Below are 14,074 nucleotides of genomic sequence, written 5' to 3'. Positions count from 1 at the left end.
GGTCAATTCGTCGTGACGGACGCGGCCGGTGCCGCTCCGTTTTCATCATCCAAGCCGGCATCCAAGTCACGTTGGCCGCCGTCCCCGTTCGGGGCCTCCCGGCTGATAACCTGCCCCTGGAAATGCAGGAGGCGCTTTAGCTGCGAGTCGACTCGGTCAGCCGCTCCGCGATCGTTCAGCGCCAGGTGAACGACGTTGTCGCGGCCCAATGCCACAGACAGCGCCTCCCGGTCCAGAGGCAAGGTGATGCCTCTCAGACCGGATCCTTCCGCCTCGCTCCCCACGCGCCAGGCCTGGTCGAGCTTGCGCGAGCCATCCTCGCGCGCATCGGCGGCATGGGCGAGCCACTCCACCCGGCCCTCACGCGCGTTCTGCGCGATGCGGTCCGAGCCCAGAAGCAGCCTGCCCGATTTCATCTCAAGCCCCAGCCGGTCCGTGAGAGCGCGGATGAGCGCGGCCTCGATCCTGTTGGCAAGATCTTCGGGGATGGTGATCGGCGCGCCCTTGTATGCACGCGCCAGTGCTCCCTTTAGTTTGTTCTTCGACACCGCAATTTCAAGGTCTGCGCGTGATACGCCGATCCACGCGCCGCGCCCCGGGGCACGCGCGTGGACGTCGGGAAGGACCAGCCCGTCCGGCGAAATCGCCAGACGGATGAACTCTCCGCGCACAGCCTTCTCGCCGGAGAGGATGCATGTCCTCTCCGCCGAGCTGCCGTCAATGTCGGAGCTTACGCGCTCATTGCGAGGATTCCGCATCGGCGGCCTCCTCAGCTTGCGCATCGGCCACGGGGGCGTCCTGCGCTTCGGTTTCGTCGTCGAACCAGTGCGCGCGGGCAGCCATGATGATCTCGTTGCCCTGCTCTTCGTTCAGGCCATACTCGCCGAGCACGCCGCCCTTGTCCTCGTCGCGGGCGCGGCGGTTCACCGAACCGTCACGGCGACGCTGCTCGGAGCGCTTCTTGGCGATCAGCTCGTCGGTGGCGAGGTCCGCCAGATCGTCAAGCGTCTTGATGCCCGCCTTGCCCAGAGTGACCAGCATCGCTTCGGTAAGGTGCGGCAGTTCGGCCAGCGTATCCTCGACGCCCAGCGCGCGGCGGGCTTCGCGATTCGCGTCCTCGCGACGCTCGAGCGCCTCATGCGCACGGCTCTGGAGTTCCTCGGCCAGTTCTTCGTCGAAGCCCTCGATCGCAGCCAGCTCGTTGACGTCGATGTAAGCGACTTCCTCCAGCTCGCTGAAGCCTTCGGCCACCAGCAGCTGCGAAAGCGTCTCGTCGACGTCCAGCTCTTCCTCGAACATCTTCGAGCGCTCGACGAATTCCTTCTGGCGCTTCTCCGAAGATTCCGCCTCAGTCATGATGTCGATCTGTGAGCCGGTCAGCTGCGAGGCGAGGCGCACGTTCTGACCGCGACGGCCGATCGCCAGCGACAGCTGGTCATCGGGCACCACCACTTCGATGCGGCTTTCTTCCTCGTCGATGACGACGCGGCTGACGGTCGCGGGCTGGAGGGCGTTGACGACGAAGGTCGCGGTGTCCTCGCTCCAGGGGATGATGTCGATCTTCTCGCCCTGCATTTCCTGCACGACGGCCTGAACACGGCTGCCCTTCATGCCGACGCAGGCGCCGACCGGGTCGATCGAGTGATCGTGGCTGATGACGCCGATCTTGGCGCGCGAGCCCGGGTCGCGGGCGGCGGCCTTGATCTCGATCACGCCGTCGTAGATTTCGGGCACTTCCTGCGCGAAAAGGCGCTTCATGAAGTCCGGGTGCGCGCGGCTGAGGAAGATCTGCGGACCGCGGTTCTGACGCTCCACGCGCAGGACCAGCGCACGCACGCGCTCACCGACGCGGGCGGCTTCGCGCGGGATCTGCTGGTCGCGGCGAATCACACCCTCGGCGCGGCCGAGGTTCACGATCACATGGCCGAACTCGACCGACTTGATGACGCCGGTGATGATTTCACCCGCGCGGTCCTTGAACTCTTCGTACTGGCGGTCGCGCTCGGCGTCGCGGACCTTCTGGAAGATCACCTGCTTCGCGGACTGCGCATCAATGCGACCCAGATCCACCGGAGGCAGCGGATCGACGATGAAGTCGCCGATCTTGGCGTCCTTCTGCAGCTTTTCGGCCTGCTTGAGATCGACCTGCTTGAAGTAGTCCTCGACATGCTCGACCACTTCGACGACGCGCCACAGGCGCAGGTCGCCGGTGCGCGGATCGAGCTTCGCACGGATGTCGTTCTCGGCGCCGTAACGGTTGCGGGCCGACTTCTGAATGGCCTCTTCCATCGCCTCGATGACGATCGACTTGTCGATCATCTTCTCCGACGCGACGGAGTTCGCGATCGCGAGCAACTCGGCGCGGTTGGCGGAAATCGCACTAGCCATGGCTTAGTCTTCCTGTTCCTCAAGAATGTCGTCCGCGCCGCTGGTATCCAGCGGCCGGGTTGCTGCGATCAGCCTGTCGGTGAGGATCAGGCGGGCCGATTGAATGTCCGAAAGGGGAAACGAGACGCGGCCGGACTTCTTGTCGTCCAGCGTCACGACATCCCCTTCGATGCCGACGAGATCGCCATGGAGAGCCTTGCGGTTGCCTTCCACGGGGTTGACGAGGTTCACCTTCGTCTCATGCCCAGCCCAGGCGGCATAGTCCTTGGGACGGGTGAGCGGACGGTCGATGCCGGGCGAACTGACTTCGAGGCGGTACGCTTCCTCGATCAGGGTTTCGCCCGCTTCCTCGAGCGCATCCATGCGATCCGAGATGCGGTGCGACAAGGCGACGCAGTCATCGAGGACAAGCTGCCCGGTCGCCGGGTTTTCCGCCATGATCTGCAGGGCGATCTCGTCGTCACCGACTTCGCTCTTTCCGAAGATGCGCACGCGCACGAGATCGAAGCCCAGGGCTTTGACCTCCGGCTCGATGACTTCGGTAAGACGTGCGATATCGACCAATCCTGGCTCCGTAGACATGTGTTATGCGGCGCAGCTGGTGCAACGCGACTTCGCGCCGGCCCCTACCGGCGCCAGCCCGTTCGTTGTTTCACCAATTACGGGATGAGCGCCAGATAGGCGCGATTCCCGAAAATTGCAAGGAGGACTTGGGCGCAAACTCAGGAAGATCGGAAGCAGACCCGAGAGGACGCGCAGCCACTCCCGGATCCTGGGGATCAGTCCGCGTGAACGGCTGGGGGCAAGGTCGCGACCGGCAGCGTTCGGAACCCCGGCCTTGCGAGCACATAGCCCTGGATGTGCCGGACTCCCAGCGCACGCAAGGCCGCGAACTCTCCCGGCGTTTCCACGCCTTCGGCAATCACGGTGACGCCGAGCCCCCGGGCGATATCCATCATCCCTGCCACGATCACCCGCCGCTGCGAACTCGCGTCTATTCCGCGGATCAGTTCCCGATCAAGCTTGATGAAGTCCGGCTGGAACTGCGCAAGAAGGCCGAGGCCGGCATGTCCTGCGCCGAAATCGTCCAGTGCGGTGAAAAATCCCATGCGTCGGTAGCTTTCGACGATGCCGCGAACGTGTTCCGTGTCCACCATCTCCTCATTCTCGGTGAACTCGAAGATCAGGCGGTCCGTCGGAAAGCCCACGGCGCTCGCGGTCTTCAGCGTGAGCTGGATACAGGCGAGCGGAGAATAGACCGCATTGGGCAGGAAATTGATCGAAAGCCGCGCGCCGGTTGCAAGAATGCCCGCCTCCACCGCTCCTTCAATGGCTGCCACGCGGCACTTCTGGTCGAAGGCGTAGCGGTTCTCGGGCGTGACTTGTGCAAGAACCTGTGCCGCACCCTCCCCCTGAGCGCCCCGCACGAGGGCCTCATAGGCGAACGGCAGTCCCGTCTCGACATCGACGATGGGCTGGAACGCCATCGCGATCGAGAATTCATGATCCGTGGACCTGCAGCCCTGACAACCGGTTTGCATGCGCATCTCCTCAAGGCCTGCGACTGTAAGGCCTGAGACTATCGCGCACGCTGTATAAGATAGGGTTAACGCGGGTTGAAGCCAGTCCGAGGGGCGCGACCTGCCGCCGCATCACGCAGCGGGGCCGGGGCTAATCCCGGCTCTGGTGCAGGCCGTGCTTCCGGATGCAGTGCCGGAGCTGGTCGTAGGTCAGCCCCAGCGAAGCCGCCGCCTTGCGCTGGTTCCAGCGCAGCCGCTCAAGAGCGGCCAGAAGGAGCGCGCGTTCATGCGCCTCCACAGCCTCGCGCAGCGATGCCGATGCCGATGCCGCCTCGGCAGGCGCCGGCTCGGATGCGCAGGGCAGGACAGGAACCCCTTCCTGCGGCCCCTGCGGCAGTTCCCGCAGATCCCAGGCGCTGGCGAAGGGATCGAAGACGATTTCGTCGATCGGGCAACTTTCATCTCCCCAGCGGTACACCGCGCGCTCCACCACGTTGCGCAGTTCGCGCACGTTGCCGGGCCAGTCATGCGCCTCGAGAGCCTCAACCGCAGCGGCGGAAAAGCCGGGGAAGCGCCCCCACTCCAACTCGCTGGCCATGCGGCGGCCGTAGTAGTCCGCAAGCTCGGGCACATCACCCTCCCGGGCCCGCAGCGGCGGGAGAGTGATGACCTCGAAGCTCAGGCGGTCGAGGAGGTCGGCACGAAAGGCGCCCTCGGCCGCCATGCGCGGCAGGTCGGCGTTGGTGGCGGCGACGATGCGCACGTCCACCGTCAGCGGGCGCGAGGAGCCGATGCGCACGACCTCCCCGTACTCGATCGCGCGCAGCAGGCGCTCCTGCGCCGCCATGGAAAGGTTGCCCAGCTCGTCGAGGAACAGGGTGCCGCGATCGGCTTCCTCGAACCGCCCGGCCCGCGCCCGAGTGGCTCCGGTGAAGGCGCCGGCCTCGTGGCCGAACAGTTCGGCTTCGATGAGGGTTTCGGGCAGCGCCGCGCAGTTGAGCGTCACCAGCGGCTCACCCCAGCGTGGAGACAAATGGTGCAGGCGCTGGGCGATCAGTTCCTTTCCGGTCCCGCGTTCCCCGATGACAAGCACCGGCCGACGCACGGCGGCGGCGCGGCTTGCCCGCTCCACCGCATCGAGGAAGGCCGTTGACTGGCCGATGAACTGCACATCGCGCTCCATTCCCAAAGGTTAGTGGAATTCGCCGCATCTTGGCAATTCATTTCCCGTTCATCCCGGGAGAGTCCTGGACAAACCCAGGAAATCGGGCGTTCTCGCAATTTGGCACGGGGCTTGCTGAAGAGTTCGCAAGACACAAGTTCAGGACTAGAGGAAACTTCGACATGCTCCCGATCACCGCCAAGACCACAGGCCAGGGACGCTCCACACTGGCCCGCACCAAGCTCGATTGGGCGATCATCGCCAGCCTGCTGGCAATGGGCGCGCTGAACCTGGTTGCGCTGGCCGACAAGGTCGCCGTGCCCCAGGCCCATGCCGCGCCGATGTCCCATTCCTGCGGAGCGCCGCTCGCATGAGCAGGCTCGACGCGGAGATCGAACTGCTCCAGAATCCACCGCAGGGCGCCCGGCGCGCATACCGCCTTGAAACGGGCGAAACCCGACAGTTTACGACAGGACATTTGGCCATGGGCATCTTCTCCCGCACCCGCGACATCATCGCCGCCAACTTCAACGACCTTCTCGACAAGGCCGACGATCCGGCGAAGATGATCCGCCTCATCATCCTCGAGATGGAAGAGACGCTTGTCGAAGTGCGCACCAGCTCGGCCCGCACCATCGCGGACCAGAAGGAACTGCGTCGCCACGTCGCCAAGCTGGAGAAGCTTCAGGCCGATTGGGCGGACAAAGCGCAGCTCGCCATTTCGAAGGACCGCGAGGACCTGGCCCGGGCCGCCCTGCTTGAGCGCAAGAAGGCCGCCGACATGGGCGAACAGCTCTCTGCCGAGATCCTGGTGCTCGACGATGCGCTGCGCGCTTACGAGGCCGACATCGAAAAGCTGCAGACGCGCCTTCGTGAGGCCCGCAGCCGCCAGTCGTCCATCGCGGCACGCTTGCAGAGCGCCGAAAACAGGGTCAAACTGCGCACGCTCCTGTCGAACGAGCGCGTGGACGAGGCGATGGCCCGGTTCGACCAGCTCGAGCGCCGCGTCGACTACGCCGAAGGCCGTGCCGAGGCCATGAGCCTCTCCGACCACCGCCAGCCGACCCTCGCCGAGGAAATCGCCGCGCTCGCCGATGGTGACACCATCGACGCGGAACTCGCCGAGATGAAGCGCCAGATGAACAAGCAGTAAGACAGCAGAGCATAGAAGGGAAACGACAATGTCTCGCGGACAGTTCTATCTCGACAAGTCCAACGCCAAGATCTGCGGCGTGTGCGCCGGGATCGCGGACTACACCGAGGTCGACGCGTTCTGGATCCGGCTGGCGGCAATCCTGCTGCTCGTCTTCGTCTCGCCGGTGGTGCTCCCGCTCTATTTCGCCATCGCCTTCCTGGCGCAGAAGCGGCCGATGGGCCTCTACTCGGAGGAAGAGGAAATGCGCCTGCTGCGCCGGATGGAACGTCGCCGCGCCCGCAAGGGCGGCACGATCGGGTCCAGCCACCTGCGCTCCGACCTCTCGGACATGGACCGCCGCCTTTCCGACATGGAAGCGCACTACTCCAACAGCAGCTCCCGCCTCGCGGCCGAGATCGACTCGCTGCGCTGATCGGCACTCCGGGCAAACAGGGACGACAATCATGGACGCCGGTATTCTCGCACTGCTCATACCGCTCGCCCCCTTCATCGTCGGCAGCTTCGCAATCTGGACCCGCCACCAGCGGCGCATGGCCGAACTGCAGGTCGAGGCAACCGCGGAAAAGGCCGCCCAGTACGCCTCGCATAGCCGCGAGCTGGAAGAACGGGTGCGTGTACTCGAACGCATCATCACCGACGGGGGCTACGACACCGCCCTCCAGATCGAGGCCCTGCGGGACAAGCGCGAGGTGGAAGCCGCCCGCGCCCCGCAGCCCAAGATGAACTGAGGAGAAGCACGATGAACTGGGGAGACGCGGACTTCGTGCTGGTGATCGTCGGCATCTGCACCGCCGGCTGGCTGATCAACAACTGGATCCGGGCGCGCCACGGCTATGCGCTGGAAGACGAATGGGGCGGCAAGACCGAACCGGCCAGCAAGGCCGTGAACGAGCGGCTTGCCGAGGAGAACGCGCAGCTTCGCGCGCGGCTGGACGCGCTGGAAGGGCGCGCTGCTACCCTCGAGGCCATCGTCACCGACACCGGGTACGTCACCGCAGCGCAGATCGAGGCACTGCGCGACGGCCGCGCAAAGGACGCTGCCTGATGAGCTTCGGAGATTTCATGGGCCTTGGCGCCGTGCTCATCGCGATGGTCTCTATCTTCGCGATTCTGGCCGAGATGTACAAGCGGCGCCTCAAGTTCCTCGAGCGCAAGCTGGAGATCACCGCGGGCGCGACGGCGGAAAGGGCCGCCCAGTACGCCACGCACAACAGCGAGCTTGAAAATCGGGTGCGTGTCCTGGAAAGGATCATCACCGATGGAAGCAGCGGTCACGCGATCGCCCTTCAGATCGAGGCGCTGCGCAAAGACGAGACGAAGGTGACTACACAATGAGCTTCTGGACCGCCGTCGTCGTTCTGTTCGCCATCGCGTGCGTGACCTGGCTCAAGGCCCAGCGGTACCGCGCACTCAGCGACAAGCGCGCTGATGGAGATTACGATCACACAGCGCGCGAGCACGAGCTTGAACGGGAAGTCGACGCCATGCGCAAGCGTATCGCCGTGCTGGAACGCATCGCCACCGACGAGCAGCGCGGCAAGGATCTCGCGCGCGAGATCGACGCGTTGCGCGATTGACATTTTTCACCCATTAGGTTACAAACCTCGCCATCTGCGGCAGACGGGGCCTCGTCCGCCAAGGTGTCTCGGGTCGGCGTTGTGGGCGGTGCGCGGGTGTAAAGCCGTGGACCACGCCACGAGCGTCCTCCCGGAGCGGTTCACTGGACGGGCGGCACAGCGGCCCCTCCACCCCAACTTTCGTGCAATCGGTAGCCTTCTGCGTGAAGGCAGCTTCCCACGAAAGCGGACACAGCCCTGTCTTGCGAACCCGCACGGCCTGTCCGAACCGTCTCCGTCACAGGGTCGCGCCGGGCTGTCCTGACTGCTACCCGGCCGTTCGCACGACAGTCTCCCTCCCCGCGTTCCAGCAGGGACGCCCCGACGCCGGCCCGGTTTTGCCTCGCGTTTTCCCCAAGGCGTAAAGCCCGCATTCGCCAGCGGGCGATCAGCCCTGCCTGCCGTGCGCCGTCCGGCGCCCGCGCGGGTCAGGGCACTTTCGCGTCCAGCTCCGCCAGCCATACCGCCGCGCTGGCGTCCGATGGGGCACGCCAGTCGCCGCGCGGGCTGAGAGCGCCACCCGACGACACCTTGGGGCCGTTGGGAATGGCCGAACGCTTGAACTGGCTGAAGGCGAAGAAGCGGCGCAGGAATTTCTCCAGCCAGCCGCGGATCGCCGCCAGGTCGTACTGGTTCTTGTTCTCTTCAGGGAAGCCCGCCGGCCACCTGCCCGCGCTGGCGTCGCGCCAGGCGTGCCAGGCGAGGAAGGCCACCTTGGAGGGCTTCTGCCCGAAGCGCATGATGTGGTGCAGGAAAAAGTCGTTGAGTTCGTAAGGCCCGATCTTGCTTTCGGTGCTCTGGATCGCGCCGTCTTCCCCGGCCGGGACCAGTTCGGGCGAAATCTCCGTTGCCAGGATCGAGAGCAGCACCTGCTCCGTCGATGCGTCGAACTGGTCCGTCGTGGCGCACCAGCGGATGAGGTACTGGATCAGTGTCTTGGGAACGCCGGCGTTGACGGCATAATGGCTCATCTGGTCGCCCACGCCATAGGTACACCATCCCAGCGCCAGTTCCGACAGGTCACCCGTGCCGATGACGAAGCCTGAATGCTGACTGGCGAGGCGGAACAGGTAGTCCGTGCGCAGGCCCGCCTGCACGTTCTCGAACGTCACGTCGTAGACCGGCTCGCCACGGCCGAAGGGATGGCCGATGCCTTCCAGCATGGTGCGCGCGGCGGGACGGATGTCGATCTCCTCCGCCGTGATGCCGACCGCGTCCATCAGCTTCCAGGCGTTGGACTTGGTGCCCTCGCTCGTGCCGAAGCCAGGCATCGTGTAGCCCCGGATCATCGTGCGCGGCAGGCCCAGCCGGTCGCACGCGCGCGCCGCCACGATGAGGGCGTGCGTCGAATCAAGGCCGCCCGAGACGCCGATGACCATCGACTTCGAGCCGGTGGACTCCAGCCGCCGCATCAGGCCATCGACCTGGATGTTGAACGCCTCGTAGCAATCCGCATCGAGCTTGTCGGCGCGGGCCGGAACGAAGGGGAAGCGGCGGATCGGGCGGTGCAGGCCGATGTCGCCTTCCGCCGGCGCATGGCGGAAGGTGATCGTGCGGAACGTCTCCTCCGGCCTGCCCGCCACGTCCGAAGCGTCGTTGAAGGTCGGGAGGCGGATGCGGTCCATCGCGATCCGGTCGCAGTCAACGTCGGCGATGCAGAGCTGCGCGTCGAGGGCGAAGCGTTCGGACTCAGCCAGCAGGTCGCCCAGTTCGTAGACGATTCCCTGCCCGTCCCAGGCCAGGTCCGTCGTGCTTTCGCCATGCCCGGCCGCGCAGTAGACGTAAGCCGCCGCCGCGCGAGCGGACTGCGCGCGGCAGAGCATGTGGCGCTCGTCCGACTTGCCGATCACGATGTTCGATGCGGACAGGTTGCACAGGATCGTCGCACCCGCCATCGCGCCCAGCGAACTCGGTGGCGTCGGCGCCCAGAAGTCCTCGCATATCTCGACGAAGAAGCGGAAGTTCTTCAGCACCGACGAGGCGAAGACGAGGTCCACGCCGAACGGCACCTCCTGCCCGTTGACGACGATCGTCGAGCCACGGATCGCCTTGCCGCTGGCGAACCAGCGCTTCTCGTAGAACTCACGGTAGTTCGGCAGGTAGGACTTGGGCACCACGCCCAGCAGCCGACCTTGCGCGATCACCAGGGCGCAGTTGTAGAGCCGCCCGCTGCGCTCCAGCGCCGCCCCCACGAGCAGGACGGGCGAAAGATCGGCGCTTGCCTTGACGATATCGGCGATGCCCGCCTCGACCGCCTCGATCATCGCGGCCTGCAGGTGCAGGTCGTCGATCGCATAGGAGGACAGGCACAGTTCGGGATAGACGAGAAGATCGACGTGCGCAGCGTGAGCGCGGCGCGCTTCTTCCAAAACGGCCGCGACATTGGTGGCGACGTCGGCGGTGCGGACCCGCGGCGTCGACGTGGCAACGCGGACGAAGCCATGCTCGTGCATGGCAAAGAACGGGTGGCTCGGCTGGGTCTTGGGCGTTTCGTTCATCGGCATCTCCCTGACAGGAACGCATAGCCGAGGCAATGTTCCCCTTGCCCTCCCCGTTCCCGCCCTTAAATGCCCATTGCATGCGATCTCTCGATGACATCCGCGAAGAGTACGAGTTCCTCGACGGCGACGAACGCTATCGGCTCCTCATCGAACTGGGCCGCGAACTCGACGCCATGCCCGATGCCCTGAAGACCGACGCGACGAAAGTGCGCGGCTGCTCGGCCAGCGTCTGGGTCTATCCCATGGCGCGGGACGACGGCACGCTGCACTTCCTGGCGGACAGCAACGCGGCGATCACAAAGGGCATCGTCTCTCTGGTGATCGCAGCCGTGCAGGACAAGCCGGCCTCCATGGTCGCCGAAACCGACATCGCCGCCGCGCTGGAATCGTTCGACCTGAAGAACCAGCTCTCGTCCAACCGCACGCAAGGCGTGCCCAACATGATCGCGCTGATCCGGGAAACCGCCGCGCGCTATGCGCAGGCTTAGCCGGCCCCTCTGGATCGCCGGCGGAGCGTTCTTCGTCGGGCTGGGCACGCTGGGTATCTTCATCCCGCTGCTGCCCACGGTCGTCTTCTATCTCATCGCCGCCTGGTGCTTTTCACGAAGTCATCCGGAGTGGGCCGAGCGGCTCTACCGGCACCCGAAGTACGGCCCTCACCTGCGCGAGTGGCGGGACCGGGGCGCCATCACCCGCCGGGGCAAGTACGCGGCCCTTGGCACGATGGCGTTCAGCACACTCGTCGTAGGGATGACGGCGGGGGGCTGGTGGCTGCTGATCCCGCTCGCGGTTCTGGCTACCGTGGGAACCTGGATCTGGACCCGCCCGGAGTGATGCTTCGAAACGCGGCCGCCCCCTGTCACCTCCGGTCGCGCTGGTAGACGTCGTCAAGCAGCGCGAAGCCCTTCTTCGTCTGCGTCGCCGTGAGATAGGTCAGGTAGACCGGGACGGGCGCGGGCAGCGGCACGGCCTGTTCAGGCGCCTTGCCCTTCGCTCCGTAGGCCTTGCCCATCATCCACCGGCCAAGCTCGGCCGCATCCTCGAGACGAATGCAGCCGTTGGAGAAGAACCGGGCATCCTTCGCCAGGAGATCGCGGTTCGGCGTATCGTGAAGGTAGATGCCTTCGTCGTTGGGGAACAGGAACTTGACCTTCCCCATCGAATTCACCGGCCCCGGCAGTTCACGGACACGCAGGTCCTGCCGCCCGTCGCGAACCGCCTGCCAGTCGATCTTCGCAGGATCGAGGACGGCGGGCTCATCGCTCCAGTCGGCCAGCGCCTGCATGTTCATGGAGTCCAGCGTGCGGCCGGACAGCACCTTTCGGGCGACATTGTCCCGCACGAGGTAATCGGGCACGTTCCAGTATGGGTTGAAGATCGCCCAGTTCAGGTATCCGGCCAGCATCGGTGTCTGCGTCCGGGCGGTGCCGACGACGACGCGCATCGAGCCGACCTGCTCCCCGTTCTGGTAGTAGTAAAGGCGTGCGGCGGCGGCATCGACAACGATATGCCGCACCGCAGGAGAGGGCAGCACGCGCGCCCGCTCCCGGTTCAGGCGCAACACCTCCAGCGTCTCGCGGTCCGCCCCCCGAGCTTCAGCCGCCCGCAGCGCCTCGCGCATGCGGACGTAGTGAGGGCTCATCCAGCCCATCTCGTCCATATAGGCGCCCAGCCTGCGCATGGTCGCCACGCGCAGGACGGCGTCATCCGCCGGGCGGGACGGCTTCAACCCCTTGCCCGCGAAGGTCATGCCGACATCACGCGCCTTTCGCATGTCGGCAACGTAGCGGGCGAAGGCCCGGGACAAGGCGATGTCCGCCTGCGCCCGCTTCTCCGCACCGCCCCTGTCGGCTGCCGCGACCGCCGCACGCAGGGCATCCGGCTTGTAGCGGTCGGGGTCGAGCCCATCGAGGCGCGCATCCTCGATGTAGCCGATCAGCTTTCGGGCGCTCGGGCCCATTCGGCCCTTTACGCTCCAAACCGGCTCGAAATTCGTGCCTGCATAGAATGATGCGAGCTTGCCGCCAGCTTCGCCCCGTATCGCTGCCGCCGTCGCGCGGTCGGCGGCATTCGCGGGTGAGGCTTTAGCGCCCGTCTTGGCGGCCGCCGCCTGCGCCGGGTGGATGATTGCCGGCGTGGCGGTCAAGACAAGCGCGGTTAGCAGCGCGGCTGAGGCCGGGCCGCGGAGAAACGGACGGACATTCATGAAGCTGCTGCGTCAGCCCTTCTCACCGGTGCGGTCGGGAGCCGGCGGCGGCGGCGGAGGCGGCGGCGTGTAGTTCGGGTGATAGACACCGTCGGCCGTATAGTAGCCATCGATGACACCGTCGCCGTTGCGGTCGGCCGCGGTCGAGCCGGCTACGGCACCTGGCGGGGGTGGCGGCGGAGCCGCGGCGAGGGGCTCGTCCTTCTGCGCGCAACCCGCGACGCCGATGCCGCCTGCCAGTGCAAGAGCGATGAGACCTTTCTTCATGCGAAGGTTCCTCTAAAGAATACGTGCCGGGAGGACAGGACCGTCGCTCCCGTGGCACTGCTACAAGGTACCTGCCGAAACTCGCGAAGAATGCGTTCCGGTCATGCTGCAAGGCAAAAAGGTGCCGCATTCGCGCCGAAACGTCTCCCTCGCGGGATAAATCGAGCCTCGAAGGGTCAGGACAGAGCCGCCCTACCGTTCCTCCACCGCGTCGCGCAGCACGGCGATGCCCTTCGCGCGCTGCGCGCGAAGTTCGCGCTTCAGCACCGCAGGGTTGCGGGCCACCACGAAGCCGAAACTGACGCCGCCCTCCTTGCCGATCGTGGCGTGATGCAGCTTGTGGGCCTGCACCAGCCGCTTGGCGTAGCCGCGCTTCGGCACCCAGCGGAAGTACCGCTGGTGTACGAGGCCATCGTGAATCAGCGTATAGATGATGCCGTAGACCAGGACGCCAAGGCCGATCCACGTCCCAGGCTCCCAGGCCCGGTTCGCCATGACCAGCGGCGACCCGACGGCGAACATGGCGATGCTGATTCCGGCCCCGAATACGGCATAGAGATCGTTCTTCTCGAGGAGGCGGTCATGCGGTTCATGATGATCGCGATGCCATGCCCAACCGAAGCCATGCATGATGTACTTGTGGCTCGCCCACGCGACGAACTCCATGCCGGCAACGGAGGCGAGGACGATCAGTATGGCTGCAAGGCTGGACATGGCCCCTTATAGCAGCCGCTCCGCAGCTTGCGACACTCTCTTACAAAGTCGGACATCTGTGCGACAGGCCATGTAGCTGGCGTTCATCTTCAAAGACCTAGAAATGAATGCAACGAAGCGGTCCTTACAGCCACCGCTTCCGGTTTCAGAGTTCAACAAGGAAGACCGTCATGCGCACGTTCACGAAGATCATCGCTCCCGCCCTCGTCGCCGCGCTGGGCTTCACCGCCGTCACTCCCGCGATCGCGGAGGCCGCTCCCCGTCACCAGACGTCCAGCCAGTCGTCCAGCGTTCGCGCCGAGATCAGCGGCCTGCGTGCCCAGATCGACCGCGCCGCCGCCCGCCGGACCATCTCGCAGCGAGAGGCGACGAACCTGCGCCGCGACGCCGCCCAGGTCCAGAAGCTCTACACCAGCTACGCACGCAACGGGCTGAACCGTCAGGAAACCCGGACGCTTCAGAATCGCGTCGACCGTATCAAGGCAGAGTTGCGCACGGACCGTCACGATCAGCGCCGCTAAGCCGCCACAATAAAATTACGCAC

The 14,074-nt window shown here is 65.6% G+C and carries 19 protein-coding genes; 10 read left to right on the top strand and 9 right to left on the bottom strand.

Translation table 11 applies throughout. The features are described from left to right. Window positions 1–2: 2 nt before the first annotated feature. The 5 genes from QOL62_RS07650 to pspF all read right to left on the bottom strand — a co-directional run bounded on the left by QOL62_RS07650 (window position 3) and on the right by pspF (window position 5,091). Window positions 3–758: a DUF448 domain-containing protein gene (locus QOL62_RS07650; RefSeq protein ID WP_103729415.1), complete on the bottom strand. Its 756-nt coding sequence runs from the start codon at window positions 756–758 to the stop codon at window positions 3–5. Beyond that, entirely contained in the window at window positions 739–2,388 is a 1,650-nt protein-coding gene (gene nusA / locus QOL62_RS07645) for a transcription termination factor NusA (protein ID WP_283405791.1), read from the bottom strand. The genes QOL62_RS07650 and nusA overlap by 20 nt, the downstream gene beginning before the upstream one ends. Before the next feature lie 3 nt (window positions 2,389–2,391). After that, window positions 2,392–2,952 (bottom strand): ribosome maturation protein RimP, encoded by a 561-nt coding sequence (rimP, locus tag QOL62_RS07640; RefSeq protein WP_283405819.1) that lies wholly within the window; start codon window positions 2,950–2,952, stop codon window positions 2,392–2,394. A 215-nt stretch (window positions 2,953–3,167) separates the two neighbouring features. Next, window positions 3,168–3,929: an EAL domain-containing protein gene (locus tag QOL62_RS07635; protein ID WP_283405790.1), complete on the bottom strand. Its 762-nt coding sequence runs from the start codon at window positions 3,927–3,929 to the stop codon at window positions 3,168–3,170. Window positions 3,930–4,059: 130 nt separating this feature from the next. Continuing rightward, window positions 4,060–5,091: a phage shock protein operon transcriptional activator gene (pspF, locus tag QOL62_RS07630; RefSeq protein WP_283405789.1), complete on the bottom strand. Its 1,032-nt coding sequence runs from the start codon at window positions 5,089–5,091 to the stop codon at window positions 4,060–4,062. 161 nt (window positions 5,092–5,252) lie between these two features. On the opposite strand from pspF, the gene QOL62_RS07625 reads away from it, so the two are divergent. The 7 genes from QOL62_RS07625 to QOL62_RS07595 are packed head-to-tail and all read left to right on the top strand — an operon-like array spanning window position 5,253 to window position 7,803. After that, window positions 5,253–5,444: a hypothetical protein gene (locus QOL62_RS07625; RefSeq protein WP_103729419.1), complete on the top strand. Its 192-nt coding sequence runs from the start codon at window positions 5,253–5,255 to the stop codon at window positions 5,442–5,444. Beyond that, window positions 5,441–6,223 carry a phage shock protein PspA gene (pspA, locus tag QOL62_RS07620; protein ID WP_103729420.1) on the top strand — a complete coding sequence of 261 codons (783 nt, stop codon included), beginning with the start codon at window positions 5,441–5,443 and terminating at the stop codon, window positions 6,221–6,223. The genes QOL62_RS07625 and pspA overlap by 4 nt, the downstream gene beginning before the upstream one ends. Before the next feature lie 28 nt (window positions 6,224–6,251). Next, window positions 6,252–6,638, top strand: coding sequence for a PspC domain-containing protein (locus QOL62_RS07615; protein WP_283405788.1), 387 nt, complete (start codon window positions 6,252–6,254; stop codon window positions 6,636–6,638). A gap of 31 nt (window positions 6,639–6,669) precedes the next feature. Continuing rightward, entirely contained in the window at window positions 6,670–6,954 is a 285-nt protein-coding gene (locus QOL62_RS07610) for a hypothetical protein (RefSeq protein ID WP_103729422.1), read from the top strand. An 11-nt stretch (window positions 6,955–6,965) separates the two neighbouring features. Continuing rightward, window positions 6,966–7,271, top strand: a complete 306-nt coding sequence (locus QOL62_RS07605) for a hypothetical protein (RefSeq protein ID WP_103729423.1) — start codon at window positions 6,966–6,968, stop codon at window positions 7,269–7,271. Next, on the top strand, window positions 7,271–7,561 hold the full coding sequence (locus QOL62_RS07600) for a hypothetical protein (protein ID WP_103729424.1): 291 nt from the start codon (window positions 7,271–7,273) through the stop codon (window positions 7,559–7,561). The genes QOL62_RS07605 and QOL62_RS07600 overlap by 1 nt, the downstream gene beginning before the upstream one ends. Further along, on the top strand, window positions 7,558–7,803 hold the full coding sequence (locus QOL62_RS07595; protein ID WP_103729425.1) for a hypothetical protein: 246 nt from the start codon (window positions 7,558–7,560) through the stop codon (window positions 7,801–7,803). The genes QOL62_RS07600 and QOL62_RS07595 overlap by 4 nt, the downstream gene beginning before the upstream one ends. A gap of 467 nt (window positions 7,804–8,270) precedes the next feature. Here the strand turns inward: QOL62_RS07595 and QOL62_RS07590 are convergent, their stop codons facing one another. Continuing rightward, window positions 8,271–10,340: an NAD(+) synthase gene (locus tag QOL62_RS07590; protein ID WP_283405787.1), complete on the bottom strand. Its 2,070-nt coding sequence runs from the start codon at window positions 10,338–10,340 to the stop codon at window positions 8,271–8,273. 80 nt (window positions 10,341–10,420) lie between these two features. Between QOL62_RS07590 and QOL62_RS07585 the strand changes: the two genes are divergently transcribed. Both QOL62_RS07585 and QOL62_RS07580 read left to right on the top strand, forming a co-directional pair. Further along, entirely contained in the window at window positions 10,421–10,831 is a 411-nt protein-coding gene (locus QOL62_RS07585; RefSeq protein ID WP_283405786.1) for a SufE family protein, read from the top strand. Beyond that, on the top strand, window positions 10,818–11,177 hold the full coding sequence (locus QOL62_RS07580) for a YbaN family protein (RefSeq protein WP_103729428.1): 360 nt from the start codon (window positions 10,818–10,820) through the stop codon (window positions 11,175–11,177). Before QOL62_RS07585 ends, QOL62_RS07580 begins: the two co-directional genes overlap by 14 nt. 25 nt (window positions 11,178–11,202) lie before the next feature. Here QOL62_RS07580 and QOL62_RS07575 read toward each other — a convergent pair whose 3' ends face one another. The 3 genes from QOL62_RS07575 to QOL62_RS07565 all read right to left on the bottom strand — a co-directional run bounded on the left by QOL62_RS07575 (window position 11,203) and on the right by QOL62_RS07565 (window position 13,530). Further along, complete coding sequence (locus QOL62_RS07575) at window positions 11,203–12,489, bottom strand: L,D-transpeptidase family protein (RefSeq protein WP_283405785.1); 1,287 nt, start codon at window positions 12,487–12,489, stop codon at window positions 11,203–11,205. A 72-nt stretch (window positions 12,490–12,561) separates the two neighbouring features. Continuing rightward, window positions 12,562–12,816: a hypothetical protein gene (locus QOL62_RS07570; RefSeq protein WP_103729430.1), complete on the bottom strand. Its 255-nt coding sequence runs from the start codon at window positions 12,814–12,816 to the stop codon at window positions 12,562–12,564. Between the two features lie 192 nt (window positions 12,817–13,008). Continuing rightward, on the bottom strand, window positions 13,009–13,530 hold the full coding sequence (locus tag QOL62_RS07565; protein ID WP_283405784.1) for a sterol desaturase family protein: 522 nt from the start codon (window positions 13,528–13,530) through the stop codon (window positions 13,009–13,011). A 170-nt stretch (window positions 13,531–13,700) separates the two neighbouring features. Here QOL62_RS07565 and QOL62_RS07560 point away from each other — a divergent pair, with 170 nt between their 5' ends. Continuing rightward, window positions 13,701–14,051, top strand: coding sequence for a hypothetical protein (locus QOL62_RS07560; protein WP_283405783.1), 351 nt, complete (start codon window positions 13,701–13,703; stop codon window positions 14,049–14,051). Window positions 14,052–14,074 lie beyond the last annotated feature (23 nt).

It is taken from the genome of Novosphingobium panipatense (assembly GCF_900182875.1).
GTDB lineage: Bacteria > Pseudomonadota > Alphaproteobacteria > Sphingomonadales > Sphingomonadaceae > Novosphingobium > Novosphingobium panipatense.
The sequence above is the reverse complement of the archived record's forward strand: the minus strand, read 5'-3'. Positions and strand labels throughout refer to the sequence as shown.

Excerpts from the sequence above, each read along its gene's own strand:
- QOL62_RS07570 (WP_103729430.1), bottom strand. The coding sequence starts at position 12,816 with ATGAAGAAAGGTCTCATCGCTCTTGCACTGGCAGGCGGCATCGGCGTC.
- QOL62_RS07650 (WP_103729415.1), bottom strand. The coding sequence starts at position 758 with ATGCGGAATCCTCGCAATGAGCGCGTAAGCTCCGACATTGACGGCAGC.
- QOL62_RS07590 (WP_283405787.1), bottom strand. The coding sequence starts at position 10,340 with ATGAACGAAACGCCCAAGACCCAGCCGAGCCACCCGTTCTTTGCCATG.
- nusA (WP_283405791.1), bottom strand. The coding sequence starts at position 2,388 with ATGGCTAGTGCGATTTCCGCCAACCGCGCCGAGTTGCTCGCGATCGCG.
- QOL62_RS07615 (WP_283405788.1), top strand. The coding sequence starts at position 6,252 with ATGTCTCGCGGACAGTTCTATCTCGACAAGTCCAACGCCAAGATCTGC.
- QOL62_RS07595 (WP_103729425.1), top strand. The coding sequence starts at position 7,558 with ATGAGCTTCTGGACCGCCGTCGTCGTTCTGTTCGCCATCGCGTGCGTG.
- QOL62_RS07580 (WP_103729428.1), top strand. The coding sequence starts at position 10,818 with ATGCGCAGGCTTAGCCGGCCCCTCTGGATCGCCGGCGGAGCGTTCTTC.
- QOL62_RS07635 (WP_283405790.1), bottom strand. The coding sequence starts at position 3,929 with ATGCAAACCGGTTGTCAGGGCTGCAGGTCCACGGATCATGAATTCTCG.
- QOL62_RS07560 (WP_283405783.1), top strand. The coding sequence starts at position 13,701 with ATGCGCACGTTCACGAAGATCATCGCTCCCGCCCTCGTCGCCGCGCTG.
- QOL62_RS07610 (WP_103729422.1), top strand. The coding sequence starts at position 6,670 with ATGGACGCCGGTATTCTCGCACTGCTCATACCGCTCGCCCCCTTCATC.
- QOL62_RS07565 (WP_283405784.1), bottom strand. The coding sequence starts at position 13,530 with ATGTCCAGCCTTGCAGCCATACTGATCGTCCTCGCCTCCGTTGCCGGC.
- QOL62_RS07625 (WP_103729419.1), top strand. The coding sequence starts at position 5,253 with ATGCTCCCGATCACCGCCAAGACCACAGGCCAGGGACGCTCCACACTG.
- QOL62_RS07600 (WP_103729424.1), top strand. The coding sequence starts at position 7,271 with ATGAGCTTCGGAGATTTCATGGGCCTTGGCGCCGTGCTCATCGCGATG.
- pspA (WP_103729420.1), top strand. The coding sequence starts at position 5,441 with ATGAGCAGGCTCGACGCGGAGATCGAACTGCTCCAGAATCCACCGCAG.
- pspF (WP_283405789.1), bottom strand. The coding sequence starts at position 5,091 with ATGGAGCGCGATGTGCAGTTCATCGGCCAGTCAACGGCCTTCCTCGAT.
- QOL62_RS07585 (WP_283405786.1), top strand. The coding sequence starts at position 10,421 with ATGCGATCTCTCGATGACATCCGCGAAGAGTACGAGTTCCTCGACGGC.
- QOL62_RS07605 (WP_103729423.1), top strand. The coding sequence starts at position 6,966 with ATGAACTGGGGAGACGCGGACTTCGTGCTGGTGATCGTCGGCATCTGC.